The sequence below is a fragment of the Bradyrhizobium sp. SHOUNA76 genome (assembly GCF_023006445.1).
Classification (GTDB): Bacteria; Pseudomonadota; Alphaproteobacteria; order Rhizobiales; family Xanthobacteraceae; genus Bradyrhizobium.
In genome coordinates this window covers 1-18,061 of record NZ_JALBHA010000075.1, presented here as the reverse complement: position 1 = coordinate 18,061, position 18,061 = coordinate 1, and the positions used below count along the sequence as shown (strand labels likewise).

The following is an 18,061-nucleotide window of genomic DNA, read 5'->3' as shown; positions in this document are numbered from 1 at the left end:
GCATGCAGCGCCTCCGCGCCGTTCAGTTCCAGCCGCGCGCGCACGGCCTCGCGCACCTCGGGAGGAATCGGCGGCACCACGGAAAGGCCCGCCGTCAGCGCCTTGAAATAGAGCCCGGTGCCGCCGATGAAGATCGGCAGGCGGGCTTCCGCCTTCGCCTCGCCGAGCGCCTTTGCCGCGTCAGCCACCCAGGCGCCCGCCGAGAAATTCACGGCCGCATCGACATGGCCGTAGAGACGGTGCGGAGCGCGGGCCTCCTCGCCCTGTGTCGGCCGTGCCGTGATGATGCGGAGGTCACGATAGACCTGCATGGAATCGGCATTGATGACGATACCGCCGGTGGCGAGCGCAAGCTCCAGCGCCAGCGCCGACTTGCCGCTGGCGGTCGGGCCTGCGATAAGCACGGCCTCGCCAATAGCCCTTCTGCTGACCTGCTCCTCGCTCACGAAAACCTCAAATGTCCCTCGTCGCCACGCTGATCTGCAACCCTGACAATCCTGCGCTCGACTCGACCATCGTCGACGGCGCCCGCGCCGTGCTGCCGCGGGCAGCTCCCGCGCACTGGCTGTTCGACGGGGTCGCGGTCGACATCCCCTTCGGCGCCGACAGTAACCTCGAAGGCGACCGTCACGCCATCGAGCAGCGGCTCCGCGAGCTGCGCGGCGACCTGCCCATCGACATCGTCGTGCAGCCTGTCGGCGTTCGGCGCAAGAAGCTTTTTCTTGCCGACATGGATTCCACCATGATCGGCCAGGAATGCATCGACGAGCTCGCCGATCTCGTCGGGGTGAAGGGGCATGTGGCCGCCATTACCGAACGCGCCATGCGCGGCGAGATCGAGTTCGAGCCGGCGCTGCGCGAGCGCGTCGCGCTGCTGAAGGACCTGCCCGCCAGCGCGGTCGACGACGTGCTGGCCAAGCGCATCACGCTGACCCCGGGCGGCAGCACACTGGTCGCGACCATGCGCGCCCATGGTGCCTATACCTGCCTCGTCTCCGGCGGCTTCACGCTGTTCACGACCGCGGTCGCCGCCAAGATCGGCTTTCAGGAGAACCGCGCCAACGAGCTCGTCGTGCGCGACGGCAAATTCACCGGCGAAGTAAAGGAGCCGATCCTGGGCCGCGCGGCCAAGCTCGCGACGCTGGTGGATTTGATGGAATCGTTCGATCTCGACGACATCGACTCGGTCGTGGTCGGCGACGGCGCCAATGATCTTGCCATGATCCAGGCGGCGGGGCTCGGCGTCGCCTATCACGCCAAGCCGGCGGTCGCCGCTGCGGCAGCTGCGCGGATCGATCACGGCGATCTCACCGCGCTGCTGTATGCGCAGGGATATCGGCGCGAGGAGTTCGTGGAGGGGTAGATGCCGACCGTCCTGCGTTGGGGACCTTATCGCGCATTCTTCTACTCAAATGAAGGCAATGAGCCACCGCATATCCACGTGCGTGCGGGCAATTGCGAAGCGAAATTCTGACTGCATGACCTGGATGTGGCCGTCAACGCCGGATTTCAGCACACGAAATCGGCGCTATAGTTAGGCATCTGAGGTCGAACCGCGATCTTCTCGAAGGCAAGTGGCATGAACACTTTGGAAATTGAGGTCGGCGTCATCCGACCGGTCGCTGTCGCCTTCTCTGCTGATGAGCTGGTGGTGACACTGGCCGACGGCCGGAAGATCGCGACGCCGCTGGCTTGGTATCCACGTCTCAGAGACGCCAGCGTTGCCGCGCGCAATCAGTTCGAATTAATGCCGATGGGCATTCACTGGCCTGAGCTCGACGAGGATCTCGGCATCGCCGGTATGCTGAAGGGGCGGCCGGCCGCATAGCCTTGCGGCACACTCCGCAGCCGTAGGGTGGGCAAAGGCGCACTTGCGCCGTGCCCACCATTCTCTTTGCAGCGATAGAAAGGCGTGGGCACGCTTCGCTTTGCTCACCCTACGGGACCGTGCGTTGCCCTACTGCACGCTCAGCGCCACGAACCGCAGCTCGCCGTCGGCATTCGAGACCAGCAGCAGCACCGACTTCTTGCCATCCTTCTTGAGCTGGTCGACCCGCTTCTGGATGTCGGCGCCGCTGGAAACGGCCTCCTGTGCGACCTCGACGATGACGTCGCCGGCGGAGAGCCGCTTCTCGGCGGCGTCGGAATTGGCGTCGACATTGGTGACCACCACGCCCTTGACGCTCTCCTTGATCTTGTAGCGCGTGCGCAGATCCTTGCTCAGCGCTGCCAGATCAAGGCCGAGCGCCTTCTGCGTCACCGGCTTCTCGGGCGCCGGCTCGTCGGTCTTCACCGCGGCCTGCACCTTCTCGGGATCCTGGAGGCGGCCGAGCGTGACCTTCTTGGTTTCTTCCTGGCCCTTGCGGATGATGACGACGTCGACCTCCTTGCCGACCGCCGTGTCGGCGACGACGCGGGACAGGTCCTTCGGGTCCTTGACGTCCTTGCCGTCGAACTTGACGACGACGTCGCCCGGCTCGATGCCGGCCGGCTTGGCCGGCCCCTTGTCGTCGACGCCGGCAACCAGCGCACCGCGCGGCGGCTTGATGTTGAGGCTTTCGGCGATCTCGTCGGTGACGCTCTGGATGCGCACGCCGAGCCAGCCGCGGCGCAGCTCGCCGAACTGACGGAGCTGGTCGACGACGCCCACCACCGTCTTCGACGGCACGGCGAAGCCGATGCCGATCGAGCCACCGGAGGGCGAGATGATCAGCGTGTTGACCCCGATGACGTCGCCGTCGAGGTTGAACAGCGGACCGCCGGAATTGCCGCGATTGATGGAGGCGTCGGTCTGGATGTAGCTGTCGTAGGGCCCTGAGGAGATGTCGCGGTTCTTGGCCGAAACGATGCCGGCCGTCACCGTGCCTCCCAGGCTGAACGGGTTGCCGATCGCGACCACCCAGTCGCCGAGGCGCAGCTTGTCGCTATCACCGAACTTCACCGCGACCAGCGGCTTCGTCGGCTTGATCTTGAGCACGGCGAGATCGGTCTTCTTGTCGACCCCGACCAGCTCGGCCTTGATCTTGGTGCCATCGTTGAGGATGACGTGGATCTCGTCGGCGTCTGCAATGACGTGGTTGTTGGTGACGACGACGCCTGCGGTGTCGATGATGAAGCCGCTTCCGAGCGAATTGGTCTTGCGCGGCGCCGGACTATTTTCACCGCCCTTGCTGCCGCCAGGGCCCTTCCGGTTCTTGAAGAAGTCGTCGAAGAACTCCTCGAAGGGCGAGCCGGGCGGCAGTTGCGGCATGGTATTGCTGCCCCCGCCCTTGGCTTCGACGGTCTGCGAGGTCGAGATGTTGACGACCGCGTCGATCACCTTCTCTGCAACGTCGGCGATGCCATCCGGTCCACGCGCATGGGCCGGCGTGCCGAACACACTGAATGCACTGACGGCGAGCGCGGCCAGCCCTAAACGCAAGCGGGTCGGGGCAACGGTGGCAGCGGGCATTGGTATCTCCAGGAAAGGGGGTTCGGCGTCCAGACTGCGCTCGAACGGGGGGACGGCGCAAGCACGGAGCTTAACGGGCCTCAAGACCCCGACAATACGGCGAAAACCGGTCTTTCGCCTTCACTTTGGCGTTGGCGCGAGGACTAAACGGGGCGCCGCATAACCCAGATCAGGATCAGGCCCGCGATGGCCGAACCGATCCCGACCACCCGCAGGATGTTGTCGGGCGTGGCGATGGCGCTCTTCATGGCCTTGCGCATCCAGTTCGGACTGGCCGCGAACATCAGGCCTTCCAGCACGAACAAGATGCCCAGGCCGATGAGGAAGTCGGCGAACGCAATGGACCTCATCGGATTGGAACCTCCCGTGTGCTGTTCTTGTCTGGACGAAGGGCGGCAGACCCGCCGCCCTTGTCTAGCTTACGGTTTCGCCGGCGTCTCGGTTGCCGACTTGCCGGACGGGTTGCCGAAATACCGGAAGAAATCCGAGTCCGGCTGCAGCAGGAAGCGGGTATCGCTCGACTTCAGCCCGTTCTCATAGGCCGTCATCGACCGGTAGAACGCGAAGAAGTCGGCGTCCTGGCCGTAGGCTTCCGCGAACAGGCGGTTGCGTTCGGCGTCGCCCCCACCGCGGGTCTGCTCCGCCTGCGAGTTGGCTTCCGCGATGATCACGGTCGCCTCGCGGTCAGCCCTGGAGCGGATCTCCTGGGCCTTCTGGCCGCCCTGCGCGCGGAACTCGGCGGCTTCGCGCTCGCGCTCGGTCTTCATGCGCTGATAGACCGCCTGGCTGTTCTGCTCCGGCAGGTCGGCGCGCCGGATCCGGACGTCGACGACCTGGATGCCGTAGCCGTCGGCCTCACGATCGAGGTGCTCGCGGATGCGCTGCATCAGCTTCTCACGATCGTCGCGCACCACGTTGATGAAGGTGACCTCGCCGAGCACGCGGCGCAACGCCGCGTTCAGGAGCGTGGTGAGCTGGATGTTCGCAGCCTGGATCGAGCCGACGCTCTGATAGAAGCGCAGTGCGTCCTTGATGCGATAGCGCGCGAAGGCATCGACCACGAGCCGCTTCTGGTCGGACGCGATCGCTTCCTGCGACGGGTTCTCGAGGTCGAGAATCCGCTTGTCGATGTTGATCACCGAATTCCACGGCGCCTTGAAGTGCAGGCCGGGCGCGGTGACGACGTCGACGGGCCGGCCGAACTGCAGCACGATGGTCTGCTCGGTCTGCTGCACCGTGAACAGCGACATGTAGCCGACGACCACGACGAGCAGGAGGGCGAGCAGCGTGACGATACCTGTGACCGGAGACCTCATCGGTTGCCTCCGCCCGACTGCGGACCGGTGGTAGGTGGCCGCTTGGTGGTCAATTCGTTCAGCGGCAGATAGGGCACGATACCCTGGCCCGAGCGGCCGCCGTCATAGATGAGCTTGTCCGCGCCACCGAGCACGCGCTCCATTGTCTCCAGATAGATCCGTTCACGCGTCACACCGGGCGCCTTCTTGTATTCCTCGTAAACCTTCAGGAAGCGCGCGCTCTGGCCCTTGGCCTCGGCGACGGCCTGCTCCTTGTAGCCTTCGGCATCCTGCTGGATCTTCGCCGCGCGTCCGCGCGCCTGCGGCACGACCTGGTTGGCGTAGGTCTGCGCTTCGTTCTGCAGCTGCTCGAGATTGGCGCGCGCAGCCTGGACGTCGCGGAAGGCGTCGATCACCTGGGCCGGCGGATCGACCTTCTGCATCTGGACCTGGCTGATCTGAATGCCGGCGCCGTAGCTGTCCAGGGTCTTCTGGATCAGCTCCTGCACGCCCTGCTCGGTCACGTTGCGCGCACCGGTCAGGATCGGCTGGATCTGCGAGCGGCCGATCACCTCGCGCATCGCGCTCTCGGCAACCGCCTTCACGGTGCCCTCGGGATTCTGGATGTTGAAGAGGAAGTCGCCGACACCATCCGGCTTGATACGCCAGAGCACGGTGAAGTCGACGTCGACGATGTTCTCGTCGCCGGTCAGCATCAGGCTCTCTTCCGGGACGTCACGAATGGAGCGGCCGCGCCGTGCCGGATCGTCGATCAGCGTCATGCCGATGGAGATGGTGGAGACGCGCAGCGCCTTGGGCAGCAGCACTGTCTCGATCGGATAGGGCAGATGATAGTTCAGGCCGGGCTGTACGGTGCGAACATGCTTGCCGAAGCGCAGCACCACGCCGAGCTCTTCGGACTGCACGCGGAAGAAGCCCGACAGCAGCCAGAACGCGACGATCAGCAGCACGATCAGCGTGATGCCGATGCCGGAGAAATAGCCGCCCGGCATGATCTGCTGGAGGCGGTCCTGGCCGCGCCGCAGAAGGTCTTCCAGATCCGGCGGCCTCGGCCCGACTGGTTGCGGGCCAGAGCCCCATGGTCCCTTTGGACCCGAGCCCCATGGGCCACCGCCCTGATTCTTCCACGGCATTCGACGCTCTCCTCGGCAGGGTGGAATTGCCCCCGCCCGCTTTGTCCGGTCCGGCTTTATAGGGGACAGGCAGGTCCCTTACAACGTAACCTCAACCGCCTTTCGAGCTAAGCTCGGGGACAGAAAAGTCAATGTTAACATTGGCGAATGCGGTTAATGGCGGGGCCGCCGACGATATGTCACATAGGAGAAATCGGCGCTGTCGGCGCCTCCGGCAGGATGGCGGACACGCGCGACCTCGTCCCACTCCGCCGTGTCGATGTCGAAATGCGTATCGCCTTCGGGCCGCGCGTGGACTTCGGTGATTTCGAGGCGATCGGCGCGATCGAGCCATTGCCGAAAGATCTCGGCACCGCCGATCACCGCGATCTCGGTGGCCGAACGCCGCAGGGCATCGCCCCGCGCAACCGCGTCCGCATCCGCCGCCGATGTCGTGACGATGGCACCTGCGGCGCGATAGTCCGCATCGCGCGTGATCACGATATTGGTGCGGCCCGGCAGGGGACGGCGGGGCAGCGATTCGAAGGTCTTGCGGCCCATGATCACGGGCTTGCCGATCGTGAGCGCCTTGAAGCGCGCCATGTCGGATTTCAGGCGCCACGGGATCGCGTTGCCCGCGCCAATGATGCCGTTCTCGGCGATCGCGACGACGAAGACGATCTCCATCAGGGTGCACTCCCGGCAAGCTGCGTCAGCGCTGGCCCGGTGACGCGGCACAGCGTCCAGTCGTCCATCATGACGGCGCCGAGCGATTTGTAGAACGCGATCGACGGTGCGTTCCAGTCGAGCACCGCCCATTGCAGCCGCGCCCAGCCATTATCGACGCACTCCTTCGCGAGATAGACCAGCAACGCCTTGCCGAGACCCCTGCCCCGATGCGACGGCCGCACGTAGAGGTCCTCGAGATAGATGCCGTGGCGGCCGCTGAAGGTGGAGAAATTTGTAAACCAGACCGCGAAGCCGACGGCGTCACCGTTCCACTCGGCGATCGCGCAATAGAGTTGCGGCCTGTCGCCGAACAGCGCGTCAGCGATGTCAGCCTCGGTCGCCTCCACCTCGTGCGAAAGCTTTTCGTACTCGGCAAGCTCGCGGATGAAGGAAAGAACGAGCCCTGCTTCGCCGGGCTGCGCGCGACGGATGTTAAGCGACATCTAAAGCGCGATGGTTTTGAATTGAACGGTCATCGCGCTTTCACTCTTTGTTTGCGCATGATCTTTTCGGAAAACCGCGGCACACTTTTCCGGATCATGCGCTAGACCGCAACTTCCGCCTTGATGTGCGGATGCGGGTCGTAGCCGACGAGCTCGAAATCCTCGAAGCGGAAGGAGAAGATGTCCTTCACGTCAGGATTGATCCGCATCACCGGCAGCGCACGCGGCGCACGGGTGAGCTGGAGCTTTGCCTGCTCCAGATGGTTGGAATAGAGATGGGTGTCGCCGAACGAATGCACGAAGTCGCCGGGCTTCAGGCCGGTGACCTGCGCCACCATCATCGTCAGCAGTGCGTAGGAGGCGATGTTGAAGGGCACGCCGAGAAAGACGTCGGCCGAGCGCTGATAGAGCTGGCAGGACAGCTTGCCGCCTGCGACGTAGAACTGGAACAGGCAATGGCACGGCGGCAGCGCCATCTTGTCGACCTCGGCCGGATTCCAGGCCGAGACGATCAATCGGCGCGAGTCCGGATTGCGCTTGATCATGTCGATCACGTTCGCAATCTGGTCGATGCTGCGGCCGTCAGGCGCCGGCCAGGAGCGCCATTGATGGCCGTAGACCGGGCCGAGATCGCCATTGGCATCCGCCCATTCGTCCCAGATGGTGACGCCGTTGTCGCGCAGATATTTGATGTTGGTGTCGCCCTTCAGGAACCACAACAGCTCGTGCACGATCGCCTTCAGCGGCAGCCGCTTTGTGGTCAGCATCGGAAAGCCGGCGGACAGATTGAAGCGCATCTGATGGCCGAACACCGAGAGCGTGCCGGTGCCGGTCCGATCGGTCTTCTCGGCGCCGTCTGAAAGAATCCGCTCGAGCAGGTCCTGATACTGGTGCATGTGCGACTGAGCCTTTGGGGAGGCGGCGAACTTAGCGGCCACCCCCGCGCTGCAACAGCGGCGATTCGCTGTGCGCACCGATTATACCCGGAAAAAGTGAGCGCTCCCGGCGCAAACGACAAGGGGGCGGAACTTCCGTCCCGCCCCCTTGCTTATCGGCTTGATAGCATTGCCTAAGTTGCCGGCTTGAGCACCGGGGTCCACTTCGCGATCTCGTTCTTGACGAGGCTCGCCAGCGCCTCCGGCGTCCGCTCGGCAGGGCCCGGGATGACACTTCCGAGCTCGAGCAGGCGCTTGCGCACGGTCTCGTCGTCGAGCGCCTTGCTGGCCGCAGCGTTCAGGCTGGCCACGATCGCAGGCGAAGTTCCCTTGGGCGCGAACATCGCATTCCAGGCCTGGGCCTGGAATTTCGGCAGGCCGGCTTCCGCCGTTGTCGGCACGTTCGGCAGCGACGGATTGCGCTCGGGCGTTGCGATCGCATAGGCCTTGATGGTGCCCGCGTTGATCTGCGGCACGGCGTTGACGATCTGATCGCACATGTAGTCGACCTGCCCGGCCACCAGCGCGTTCATCGCGGGTCCCGTGCCGTTGAAGGGCACGCCGACCGGCTTGATGTCGAGGATCGAGTGCAAGAGCTCGCAGGAGACATGCGAGACCGAGCCGACGCCGGCATGGGCGGCGTTCACCTTCTCGGCGTTGGCCTTCACATAGGCCACGAACTCCTTCAGGTCCTTCGGCGGAAAGTCCTTGCGCGCCAGGATCAGGATCGGCGTGCCCGCGAGCAGCGCGATCGGCTCGAAGTCCTTCTCGGGATGATAGGCGAGCTTCGGATAGAGCGGCACGGAGGCGGCATGCGTGCCCATATGCCCGGTGATCAGCGTATAGCCGTCATTGGCCGCGCGCGCGGCGCGCGTTGTGGCGGTGGTGCCGCCGGCGCCGACCACGTTCTCGATGATGATGCTCTGCCCCAGCGTCTGCGCCATGTGCGAGGTGACGATGCGCGCGACGACGTCGGTCGGGCCGCCGGCCGCGAACGGCACGACCATGGTGATGCTGCGCGTCGGATAGGTCTGCGCCTCAGCCGGTGCGATGAAGGTGCACAGCGATGTGAGCGCTGCGGCACATGCGCCCGTGAGCGCGCGAATGAAGGTCATGTCGATCCCCTTGGCACAAAGAAAAATGCCAGCCCAAAGGCCGACATTTTCATTTCACGAACCTGTCACACAAGTCGATTCGACTTCCGAATGCGGCGCGCCGACGCAGGACGCGCCCTCAGTTCTCGGATTCGGTGAACACCTCGTCGCGCTTGGCGCGCAACGCCGGTAGCACCGTAAGGACAAGGAGGCTCGCCGCAACCGCAAGCAGCACCGCCGACAGCGGACGTGTCAGGAATACGCTCCAGTCGCCGCGCGAGATCAGCAGCGCGCGGCGCAGATTCTCTTCCATCAGCGGTCCCAGCACCATGCCGAGCAGCAGCGGCGCCGGCTCGAAATCGTGCTTGATCAACCAGTAGCCGACGAGGCCGAACACGCCGGCGAGGATCACGTCGACCGGTGCGTTGTTCACCGAGTAGATGCCGATCGCGCAGAAGATCACGATCGAGGGGAACATCAGCCGGTAGGGCACGCGGAGCAGACGGACCCAGATGCCGACGAGCGGCAGGTTGATGATGATGAGCATCAGATTGCCGATCCACATCGAGGCGATCATGCCCCAGACGAGGTCGGGTTGCTTCTGCATCACCTGCGGGCCCGGCACGATGCCGTGGATGGTCATCGCGCCCACCATCAGCGCCATCACCGCGTTCGGCGGGATGCCGAGCGTCAGCAGCGGGATGAAGGAGGTCTGCGCCGCAGCGTTGTTGGCGCTTTCCGGCCCCGCCACGCCCTCGATCGCGCCGCGACCGAACCGCGATGGGTTCTTGGCGAGCTTCTTCTCGAGCGTATAGGCGCCGAAAGACGCAATCGTCGCACCGCCGCCGGGCAGGATGCCGAGGATCGAGCCGAGCACGGTGCCGCGCAGGATCGCGGGCGCCGAGTCGATCAGATCCTTCCTGGTCGGCATCAGGCCGGTGATCTTCTGCTGCACGAGATCGCGGCTCATCTCGGCGCCGGCGTCGAGATTGCGGATGATCTCGGCAAAGCCGAACACGCCCATCGCCACCGTCGCAAAGCCGAGACCGTCGGCGAGCTCCGGAATGTTGAAGGCCATGCGGGAGGCGCCGGTCTCGATGTCCGAGCCGACCATCGACAGCAACAGGCCGAACACGATCATCGCGATCGCCTTGAGCACGGAGCCCTTGGCCAGCACCACCGCGAAGATCAGGCCGAGCACCATCAGCGAGAAATATTCGGCCGGGCCGAACGCCAGCGCGAGTTTTGTGAGCGGTGCGCCGAGGACGGCAATCAAGACGGTCGCGACGCAGCCGGCGAAGAACGAGCCGATCGCGGCGATCGCCAGCGCCGGGCCGGCGCGGCCTTGCCTCGCCATCTGGTGGCCGTCGATGGCGGTGACGACCGATGTCGCCTCGCCTGGTATGTTGACCAGGATCGACGTGGTCGAGCCGCCATATTGCGCGCCGTAATAGATGCCGGCGAGCATGATCAGGGCGCCGACCGGCGGAAGTCCGAAGGTGATCGGCAGCAGCATCGCGACCGTCGCGATGGTGCCGATGCCCGGGAGCACGCCGACCAGCGTGCCCACGAGGGCGCCGATCAGGCACATCAGAAGGTTGATCGGAGAGAGCGCGACGGCAAAACCGTGAGCGAGGTTGGCAAAGATATCCATCACACCCTCACTGGATCAGGAAACGCGGAAACATCGGCATCGGCAGCCCGAGCACGTAGGGAAAGAGGATTGCGCAACCGACCGTCAGGCAGGCGCCGACGATGGCTGCTTCCAGCCAGCGCGTCTCCTCCGACCCCGTCGCCGCGATCATGAAGCTTGCAAAGGCCGTGACCACGAGGCCGAGCGGCCGGATCGCCAGCGCGAAGAACAGAATCGCCGCCATCACGAACAATGGCCCCCGCCAGGAATAATGAGACATTGCCGGCCCATCGGTCACAAGGCCGGTCAAGGCGATGCCGGCGGACATGGCGACCAGCAGTCCGCCGAACATGCGCGGCGCGGTGCCCGCGCCGAAGGAGAAGCCCCGCATGCCCTGCAAGTCGCTCCCTGCCCACAGCGCGAACAGGGCAACCGCCATCAGGACGACGCCGCCGACATAGTCCTGCGCCGACCGGACCGTCATGAACAGAGTGAGGATCGCAACCGCGAACAGCGGATAGGAATAGATCAGCGCCAGCAGTACCTCGGACGACATCTTCTTGGTGCCGCCACCGAACGATCCGAAGATCGCACTGGGCGCGCCTGCGAGCAGCGCAGTCACGTGGCTGGTGACCACCGTCACCGGGCCGCGGCCGGCCCCCCAGCCGAAGATCGTCCCGATCGACCAGATCAATTCGAAGATCTGCGGCGCAATCGCCAGCAGACAAAAGCCGAGCACCAACCGGGTATTTCGGGTGGCTGTCGCTGAGTGGCCCATCGTGTCGGCCATGCATGTCTCCTCCGCGACCCGTAAGTCACGAGCACTGTTGTTCTAAATCGGCTGGAACTTGATCCCCCGCCCGGATCACTGCCTAGCGATTTTCATTACACAATGCCAGCAAAACCCAACAGCCCGCCGGCGAGCAGGAGCCAGAGTGGATTGATGCGCGAGACGGATGCGATCACCGCAACCATTGCGGTCAGAAGCACTGCAACAATTGTGCGATCGGTCGACTGGGCCAGGATCAGAGCACTGGCCGCCATCAATCCGATCGAGAGAGGAACCAGTGCAGCCTGAAGCAGGCCGGGCCAGCGCGATTGGCTCGGCCGATTCAGCAGCCGGCTGACATAATAGGCAAGCAGCGCCGTCGGCAGGCACATCGCCAGCGTCGCCGCCAGCGCCCCGGGGATTCCGGCGACGGCATAGCCGATTAACGTCACGATAAGCACGTTCGGACCTGGCGAGAGCTGCGCGATCGCATAGGCATCTGTGAACTGCTTCTCGGTCATCCAGTGATGCACCTCGACAGCGATGCGGTGCATCTCGGGCACCGCCGCCGCGGCGCCGCCGACCGCAAACAGCGACATCAGGCCGAAGGTGGAAATCAGCACCCAGATCGGGTTCTCGGCGTTCATGCTGCTACTTTCCGCCGCAGGAAAAAAATGGCGCCGATACTCACGGGGATCGCGACCAGCAGCACCACCTGGAGCGGCAGACGGAACACGCCAATGGCGGCGAACACGCCGAGCATCAGGGTGAGCGCGACGGCGTCCATCCGCTTCAACAGCGGGGTCATCATGCGGAAGACCACCGCGATTAACAGGCCCACCGCCGCGCAGGAGATGCCGGCGAGGCTACGGCGCAGCAGCTCCAATTCGCCGAACTGGGCGTAGATGATCGCGAGCACGGTCATGATCATTGTCGGCGGCAGCAGCAACCCGGCAAAGGCGGCAACTCCCCCGGCAATCCCGCGTAGCCGCGCACCGAACACCATCGACAGATTGACGATGTTGGGCCCCGGCAGGAAATGGCAGAGCGCAAAGGTCTCGTTGAACTCGTCCGCGGTTATCCAGCGGTGCTGCTCGACGATGGCCCGTCGGGCAAACACCAGCACGCCGCCGAAACCGGCCAGCGACATCCGGGCGAACGCCAGGAACAGCGCAGCGAGGCCGGGCGGTGCGGTGACGAGATCCGGCTCTTGATCTGATTCTTGGACGGCCGGTACTGAATCCGAGGACATCTCAGGAGCTTAGAACAGGGCTCGCGCCGCGGCCAAGACGGTCCGGAACCTATCCAAAGGGAACCGCACCGAACTCACGCGAAACCTCTGTTTTTCGAAACCTTTGCCCCCTATATTGGGGGTGCCGGTTCGCCGGCTATGGAAATAAACGGTCGTCGCAATAAACCATTCGGACCCGGGGGCGGTACCCGGCGCCTCCACCAAAGCCCACTTTGGGCAGGCCCAAGAAGCGGGTTTTGGCGGGGGCGAAATAGGATCGACGAGGGCGTAAAGGGCGTACTTTTTCCCGGTATTGTTCCGCCGTTATCGGGCTACTGCAATAGTTGCCAACGACAACTTTGCTCCGGTTGCTCAGGCTGCGTAACGCAGTTTGAAAGACCATCTTAAAGTCCTAACGGGTTAAGCTCCGTTAGGCGGGGTTCGGAGGCACCTGGCAACAGAAGCCTCCACTTTACTCTTGATTTCTTCCCCGGCGGGGACTCCTGCTGACCCGTCAGGCGCGGTACTATTGCGGCTTGGCGAGTCGGGCCGGCACGGTCCGGCTTCGGGGATGCAACAGGACCACCATGGCGACCGATCATATCCGATACGATGTGCTGGCCCGCGACGCGCTGCGCGGCGTGCTGCGGAAGGTGCTGACCGATGCCGCGGCCCATGGCCTGCCGGGCGAGCACCATTTCTTCATCACCTTCGTGTCGAAGGCCGAGGGCGTGAAGCTGTCGTCGCGGCTGCTCGCGCAATATCCGGAAGAGATGACGATCATCCTGCAGCACCAGTTCTGGGATCTGATCGTGCTCGAGGACCGCTTCGAGGTCGGCCTGTCCTTCGGTGGCATTCCGGAGCGGCTGATCGTGCCGTTCAGCGCCATCAAGAGCTTCCTCGACCCGTCCGTGAAGTTCGGCCTGCAGTTCGACACGTCCGACGTCGCCGAGGTCGCGCCCGAGACGCTGCCGACAGCTCCCGCGCCGTCGGCCGTCGCGGTGCAGACGCCTGCCCCTGAAACGGCGGAAAGCACGGAGGAGCCGACGGCCCCGAACCAGGGCGGTGCCGAGGTCGTGCGGCTCGATCGTTTCCGCAAGAAATGATCTAGGTTGGGCGCGAAGCCATCGCGCCGGCCAGACTGCCTATATAGAAGAGCACATGAAGAGGCCGCGCGGCATTTCGCGCGGCGGAATGGATGTGCTCATGGCCAAAGCTTCCCGCTCGAAGACCGACCGCCCCGCGACCCGCACCGAGACCGACAGCTTCGGTCCCATCGAGGTCGCCGCCGACCGCTATTGGGGCGCGCAGACTGAACGCTCGCGACAGAATTTTCGTATCGGCACGGATCGCATGCCGATCTCGCTCGTGCATGCGCTCGGCATCGTCAAGCTGGCCGCAGCGCAGTCCAACCTCGAGCTCGGCCTGCTCGACCGGCGCCGCGCGGGCGCCATCATCCGCGCCGCGCGCGAGGTGACCGACGGCAGGCTGGACGATCATTTTCCGCTCGTCGTGTGGCAGACCGGCTCGGGCACACAGACCAACATGAACCTCAACGAGGTGATCGCCAACCGTGCCAACGAGCTCTTGGGCGGCGAGCTGGGCGCCAAGAAGCCGGTGCATCCCAACGATCACGTCAACATGAGCCAGTCGTCGAACGACTCTTTCCCGACCGCGATGCACATCGCGGCCGCAAGCCGCATCAATGCCGACCTCGTCCCTGCGCTCGGTGAGCTGCTCCGCGCGCTGCGCAAGAAGGAGAAGGCGTTCGCGAAGATCGTCAAGATCGGCCGCACCCACACCCAGGATGCGACGCCCCTGACGCTCGGCCAGGAGTTTTCCGGCTATGCGGCGCAGGTCGAGAGCGGCATCGCCCGGCTCAAGGTCGCGGTGAAAGACCTCTATCCGCTGGCGCAGGGCGGCACCGCCGTCGGCACCGGCCTCAATTCCAAGCCACGCTTTGCAAAGCTGTTCGCAAAGCACGTCGCCGGCATCACGAAACTCCCCTTCACTAGCGCCGCCAACAAATTCGAAGCGCTCGCCTCGAACGATGCCTATGTGCTGGTGCACGGCGCCATCAATTCGGTGGCGACAGGCCTGTTCAAGATCGCCAACGACATCCGCCTGTTGGGATCGGGCCCGCGCTCTGGCCTCGGCGAGCTGATCCTGCCGGAGAACGAGCCGGGCTCCTCGATCATGCCGGGCAAGGTCAACCCGACCCAGTGCGAGGCAATGACCATGGTGTGCTGCCAGGTGTTCGGCAATCACACCGCGATCACGGTGGCCGGCAGCCAGGGCCATTTCGAGCTCAACGTCTACAAGCCCGTGCTCGCCTACAACATGCTGCACTCGATCCGCCTGATGGCAGATGCCGCGCGATCCTTCACCGAGCACTGCGTCAGCGGCATCCGTGCCGACGAAAAGCGCATCAACGAGCTGATGCAGCGCTCACTGATGCTGGTGACGGCGCTGGCCCCGAAGATCGGCTACGACAACGCCGCCAAGGTGGCCAAGACGGCCCATGCCAACGGCACCACGTTGAAGGAGGAGGCACTGCGGCTCGGCTTTGTCTCGGCGGACGAGTTCGATCGCCTGGTGCGCCCCGAGAAGATGACCAGCCCGGGATAGTACTCCGAATTCCGATAGCCATCCGTAATGATACGGACGCTCGACGCCCCAGAAATGTGCGGCTTTGGGGGCGGGATTTGATTACCGTCAATGTTCCGGCGGGACGGCGTGCTACGCAGCCCTTCCGCCCCCTCGACGGGGCGAAATTCATCGTTTGATGGCCCAAGGGGCCGATTGACGAGGACAAGCGAATGGCGATCAAGTCTTGTGGGGCGCAAAGCGGCACCCTGTTTCTGAATGTTTCATCCAGCCTGAAGAGGAGGGGATGATGGAGACGCGGCATGGGGAACGTCATCAACCTGAAGCGCTTCAGGAAGCGCGCCGAGCGGGAAGCCTCGGCGAAACAGGCGGACGCCAACCGGACGAAGTTCGGCCGCACGAAGGCGGAACGGTCGGCGGAGGAGACGCGCGCGGACAAGGCGAAGGCGCACCTGGATCAGCATCAGATCGATCGCGAGGAGCAGCCATGAAGTCGCCCGTCGTGAAACGGTCGATCGTCGTCGCCGGGCACAAGACCAGCGTCAGCCTGGAAGAGGCGTTCTGGAACGGCATGAAGGAGATTTCCGGCCTGCGCAACATGACGTTGTCCGAGCTGGTCGGCGAGATCGACAACAATCGCCAGCAGGGCAACCTGTCGTCGGCGATCCGTTTGTTCGTCCTGGACTACTTCAAGAGCCGGGCCATGGCCGCCCAGCCGGACAAGGTCCCGGCCCAGTAGCCAACCCTCGGGGGCGCATTCGAGGGCGCTCCGCGACCCGCACTTTAAAATCACTCTAAGGTGCGGTTTCAGCGAGCGCGCGCGCTTGACCTCACTGCCCTGCGTTGAAAATACAGGGCATGACCGACACCAATGACACGCGCCCGCACATGCCGCTGGGTCTGGCCCAGCGCGGCTATACCGGCGTCATCCAGCATCTTTCCGCTCGCGAGGCGGGCTCGGCGCTCTCGGACATCGAGCTCGAGAGCCGCCTGATCGAGCTCGGCTTCGTCGAGGGCGCCCGGGTCGAGGTCCTGCACGAGGGGCTCGTCGGGCGCGATCCCATCGCCGTGCGGGTCGACAGCATCACGATCGCCGTCCGCCGCCGCGAAGCCATGGCCATCATCGTCGCCTAGACAGCGACCGGACCTCTGATCCCGGACCAGTGATTCCATGGAATTACCTCTGCTGCATCTCGCCCTGGTGGGCACGCCGAACAGCGGCAAGACTTCGCTGTTCAACGCCCTGACCGGCAGCCGGCAGAAGGTCGCGAACTATCCCGGCGTCACGGTCGAACGCAAGGAAGGCTTCTTCGTCACCCCCCTGGGACGCCAGGTCTCTGTGGTCGACCTGCCCGGCACCTATTCGCTGCGCGGCCGCAGCCCGGACGAGGAGATCACCCGCGACTTCGTGCTCGGCAAGGCCTCCGGCGAGACTGTGCCCGATCTCGTGCTCTGCGTGGCCGATTCGACCAATCTGCGGCTGACCATCCGACTGCTGCTCGAGCTCAAGCGCACGGGACGGCCGATGGTCCTCGTGCTCAACATGTTCGACATCGCCGCCCGCCGCGGCATCACCGTCGACGTCGAGCGGCTCGCCAAGGAGCTCGGCCTGCCCGTGGTCACCTCGATCGCGGTGCGCAAGGGCGGCACCGCCGACCTCTTGAGACTGACCGACGAGATCTCGGCAAGACTCGCCGCCGAGGCGGAGGCGAACAGCTGGCGCGCGCTCAGCGTCTCCGAATTGCGCGCGACCCAGCGCGAGGCCGACCGCATCATCGCCGACTGCGTCAGCCTGCCCGCCAGACCCGACACCTGGACCGCGCGGATCGACGCGGTCGTGCTGCATCCCGTCGGCGGCCTCATCGTGCTGACGCTGATCCTGTTCGTGATGTTCCAGGCGGTGTTCGCCTGGGCGCAACCGGCAATGGACCTGCTCAAGTCCGGCTTCGACGCGCTCGGGGAGCTCGTGCAGGCCACCCTGCCTGACGGCCTGTTGCAGAGCTTCCTGCAGAACGGCGTGATCTCGGGCGTCGGCAGCGTCATTGTGTTCCTGCCGCAGATCATCCTCATCTTCCTGTTCATCCTGCTCCTGGAAGATTTCGGCTACATGGCGCGCGCCGCGTTCCTGATGGACCGCATCATGGGCGGCGCGGGGCTGCACGGCCGCGCCTTCATTCCGCTGCTGTCGAGCTTTGCCTGCGCCATTCCCGGCATCATGGCGACGCGCGTCATCGACAACAAGCGCGACCGGCTGACCACGATCCTGATCGCGCCGCTGATGACCTGCTCGGCGCGCATTCCGGTCTACACGCTGATCATCTCCGCCTTCATCCCCGCGAAGGACGTCTGGGGCTTCATCAACTTGCAGGGCCTCGTGATGTTCGGCCTCTACGCCGCCGGCATCGCCAGTGCGCTTGCCGTCTCGTTCCTGATCAAGTTCTTCATGCTGCGCGACTATGCGCCGGCGCCGTTCATGCTGGAGCTGCCGGACTACAAGATGCCCAGGCTGAAATCGATCGTGATCGGCATCTACACCCGCGCCAAGATGTTCCTGGTGCGCGCCGGCACCACGATCTTCTCGATGATGGTGCTGATCTGGTTCCTGGCCTCATTCCCGCAGCCGCCGGCGGGCGCCACCGAGCCGGCCATCGACTTCAGCCTGGCCGCGATCATCGGCAAGGCGCTCGAGCCGCTGCTCGCTCCCGTCGGCTTCAACTGGCAGATCGCGGTCGCGCTGATCC

Annotated in this window: 22 protein-coding genes and 1 other RNA gene; 10 read left to right on the top strand and 13 right to left on the bottom strand. The window is 64.6% G+C overall.

Annotated features, from left to right (window positions below; genetic code table 11):
• The coding region (locus MOV74_RS11890) for an isopentenyl transferase family protein (protein WP_309486795.1) at positions 1 to 446 on the bottom strand (446 nt) is incomplete at its 3' end.
• A gap of 11 nt (positions 447 to 457) precedes the next feature.
• On the opposite strand from MOV74_RS11890, the gene serB reads away from it, so the two are divergent.
• From serB to MOV74_RS11875, 3 genes are all read left to right on the top strand, one after another.
• Entirely contained in the window at positions 458 to 1,363 is a 906-nt protein-coding gene (gene serB, locus MOV74_RS11885) for a phosphoserine phosphatase SerB (protein ID WP_246921803.1), read from the top strand.
• The gene (locus MOV74_RS11880; RefSeq protein WP_246921800.1) at positions 1,364 to 1,474 is read left to right on the top strand and encodes a DUF4160 domain-containing protein; all 111 of its coding nucleotides are present in this window, start codon (positions 1,364 to 1,366) and stop codon (positions 1,472 to 1,474) included.
• Positions 1,475 to 1,579: 105 nt separating this feature from the next.
• Entirely contained in the window at positions 1,580 to 1,828 is a 249-nt protein-coding gene (locus MOV74_RS11875; protein WP_246921798.1) for a DUF2442 domain-containing protein, read from the top strand.
• Positions 1,829 to 1,957: 129 nt separating this feature from the next.
• On the opposite strand, the gene MOV74_RS11870 is transcribed toward MOV74_RS11875, so the two are convergent.
• The 12 genes from MOV74_RS11870 to MOV74_RS11815 form a co-directional block, all read right to left on the bottom strand.
• Positions 1,958 to 3,451 carry a Do family serine endopeptidase gene (locus MOV74_RS11870; RefSeq protein ID WP_246921796.1) on the bottom strand — a complete coding sequence of 498 codons (1,494 nt, stop codon included), beginning with the start codon at positions 3,449 to 3,451 and terminating at the stop codon, positions 1,958 to 1,960.
• 143 nt (positions 3,452 to 3,594) lie between these two features.
• Positions 3,595 to 3,801, bottom strand: coding sequence for a DUF2065 domain-containing protein (locus tag MOV74_RS11865; protein WP_246921794.1), 207 nt, complete (start codon positions 3,799 to 3,801; stop codon positions 3,595 to 3,597).
• Between the two features lie 69 nt (positions 3,802 to 3,870).
• Positions 3,871 to 4,767, bottom strand: a complete 897-nt coding sequence (hflC, locus tag MOV74_RS11860; protein ID WP_246921792.1) for a protease modulator HflC — start codon at positions 4,765 to 4,767, stop codon at positions 3,871 to 3,873.
• Complete coding sequence (hflK, locus tag MOV74_RS11855; RefSeq protein WP_246921790.1) at positions 4,764 to 5,900, bottom strand: FtsH protease activity modulator HflK; 1,137 nt, start codon at positions 5,898 to 5,900, stop codon at positions 4,764 to 4,766. The genes hflC and hflK overlap by 4 nt, the downstream gene beginning before the upstream one ends.
• Positions 5,901 to 6,053: 153 nt before the next feature.
• On the bottom strand, positions 6,054 to 6,566 hold the full coding sequence (locus MOV74_RS11850; RefSeq protein WP_246921788.1) for a dihydrofolate reductase: 513 nt from the start codon (positions 6,564 to 6,566) through the stop codon (positions 6,054 to 6,056).
• Complete coding sequence (locus tag MOV74_RS11845; RefSeq protein WP_246921786.1) at positions 6,566 to 7,051, bottom strand: GNAT family N-acetyltransferase; 486 nt, start codon at positions 7,049 to 7,051, stop codon at positions 6,566 to 6,568. The genes MOV74_RS11850 and MOV74_RS11845 overlap by 1 nt, the downstream gene beginning before the upstream one ends.
• 101 nt (positions 7,052 to 7,152) lie before the next feature.
• Positions 7,153 to 7,947 carry a thymidylate synthase gene (locus MOV74_RS11840; protein ID WP_246921783.1) on the bottom strand — a complete coding sequence of 265 codons (795 nt, stop codon included), beginning with the start codon at positions 7,945 to 7,947 and terminating at the stop codon, positions 7,153 to 7,155.
• 173 nt (positions 7,948 to 8,120) lie between these two features.
• Complete coding sequence (locus tag MOV74_RS11835) at positions 8,121 to 9,101, bottom strand: tripartite tricarboxylate transporter substrate binding protein BugD (protein WP_246921781.1); 981 nt, start codon at positions 9,099 to 9,101, stop codon at positions 8,121 to 8,123.
• Positions 9,102 to 9,219: 118 nt separating this feature from the next.
• Positions 9,220 to 10,737 (bottom strand): tripartite tricarboxylate transporter permease, encoded by a 1,518-nt coding sequence (locus MOV74_RS11830; protein ID WP_246921779.1) that lies wholly within the window; start codon positions 10,735 to 10,737, stop codon positions 9,220 to 9,222.
• A 4-nt stretch (positions 10,738 to 10,741) separates the two neighbouring features.
• Positions 10,742 to 11,503 carry a tripartite tricarboxylate transporter TctB family protein gene (locus MOV74_RS11825; RefSeq protein WP_246921777.1) on the bottom strand — a complete coding sequence of 254 codons (762 nt, stop codon included), beginning with the start codon at positions 11,501 to 11,503 and terminating at the stop codon, positions 10,742 to 10,744.
• Positions 11,504 to 11,598: 95 nt separating this feature from the next.
• Positions 11,599 to 12,129, bottom strand: coding sequence for a chromate transporter (locus MOV74_RS11820; protein ID WP_246921775.1), 531 nt, complete (start codon positions 12,127 to 12,129; stop codon positions 11,599 to 11,601).
• Complete coding sequence (locus MOV74_RS11815) at positions 12,126 to 12,734, bottom strand: chromate transporter (protein ID WP_246921773.1); 609 nt, start codon at positions 12,732 to 12,734, stop codon at positions 12,126 to 12,128. Before MOV74_RS11815 ends, MOV74_RS11820 begins: the two co-directional genes overlap by 4 nt.
• Positions 12,735 to 12,818: 84 nt before the next feature.
• Between MOV74_RS11815 and ssrA the strand changes: the two genes are divergently transcribed.
• The 7 genes from ssrA to MOV74_RS11780 all read left to right on the top strand — a co-directional run.
• Positions 12,819 to 13,185, top strand: a transfer-messenger RNA (tmRNA) gene (gene ssrA, locus MOV74_RS11810).
• 115 nt (positions 13,186 to 13,300) lie between these two features.
• Positions 13,301 to 13,819: an SspB family protein gene (locus MOV74_RS11805; protein ID WP_246921771.1), complete on the top strand. Its 519-nt coding sequence runs from the start codon at positions 13,301 to 13,303 to the stop codon at positions 13,817 to 13,819.
• Between the two features lie 88 nt (positions 13,820 to 13,907).
• Positions 13,908 to 15,341: a class II fumarate hydratase gene (fumC, locus tag MOV74_RS11800; protein WP_246921805.1), complete on the top strand. Its 1,434-nt coding sequence runs from the start codon at positions 13,908 to 13,910 to the stop codon at positions 15,339 to 15,341.
• A 281-nt stretch (positions 15,342 to 15,622) separates the two neighbouring features.
• Positions 15,623 to 15,811, top strand: a complete 189-nt coding sequence (locus MOV74_RS11795) for a DUF4169 family protein (protein ID WP_246921769.1) — start codon at positions 15,623 to 15,625, stop codon at positions 15,809 to 15,811.
• Positions 15,808 to 16,059 carry a ribbon-helix-helix domain-containing protein gene (locus tag MOV74_RS11790; protein ID WP_025038043.1) on the top strand — a complete coding sequence of 84 codons (252 nt, stop codon included), beginning with the start codon at positions 15,808 to 15,810 and terminating at the stop codon, positions 16,057 to 16,059. Before MOV74_RS11795 ends, MOV74_RS11790 begins: the two co-directional genes overlap by 4 nt.
• A 119-nt stretch (positions 16,060 to 16,178) precedes the next feature.
• The gene (locus MOV74_RS11785) at positions 16,179 to 16,454 is read left to right on the top strand and encodes a FeoA family protein (RefSeq protein ID WP_018319701.1); all 276 of its coding nucleotides are present in this window, start codon (positions 16,179 to 16,181) and stop codon (positions 16,452 to 16,454) included.
• 37 nt (positions 16,455 to 16,491) lie between these two features.
• Positions 16,492 to 18,061, top strand: a 1,570-nt coding sequence (locus tag MOV74_RS11780) for a ferrous iron transporter B (protein WP_246921766.1), incomplete at its 3' end; no start/stop codon positions are given.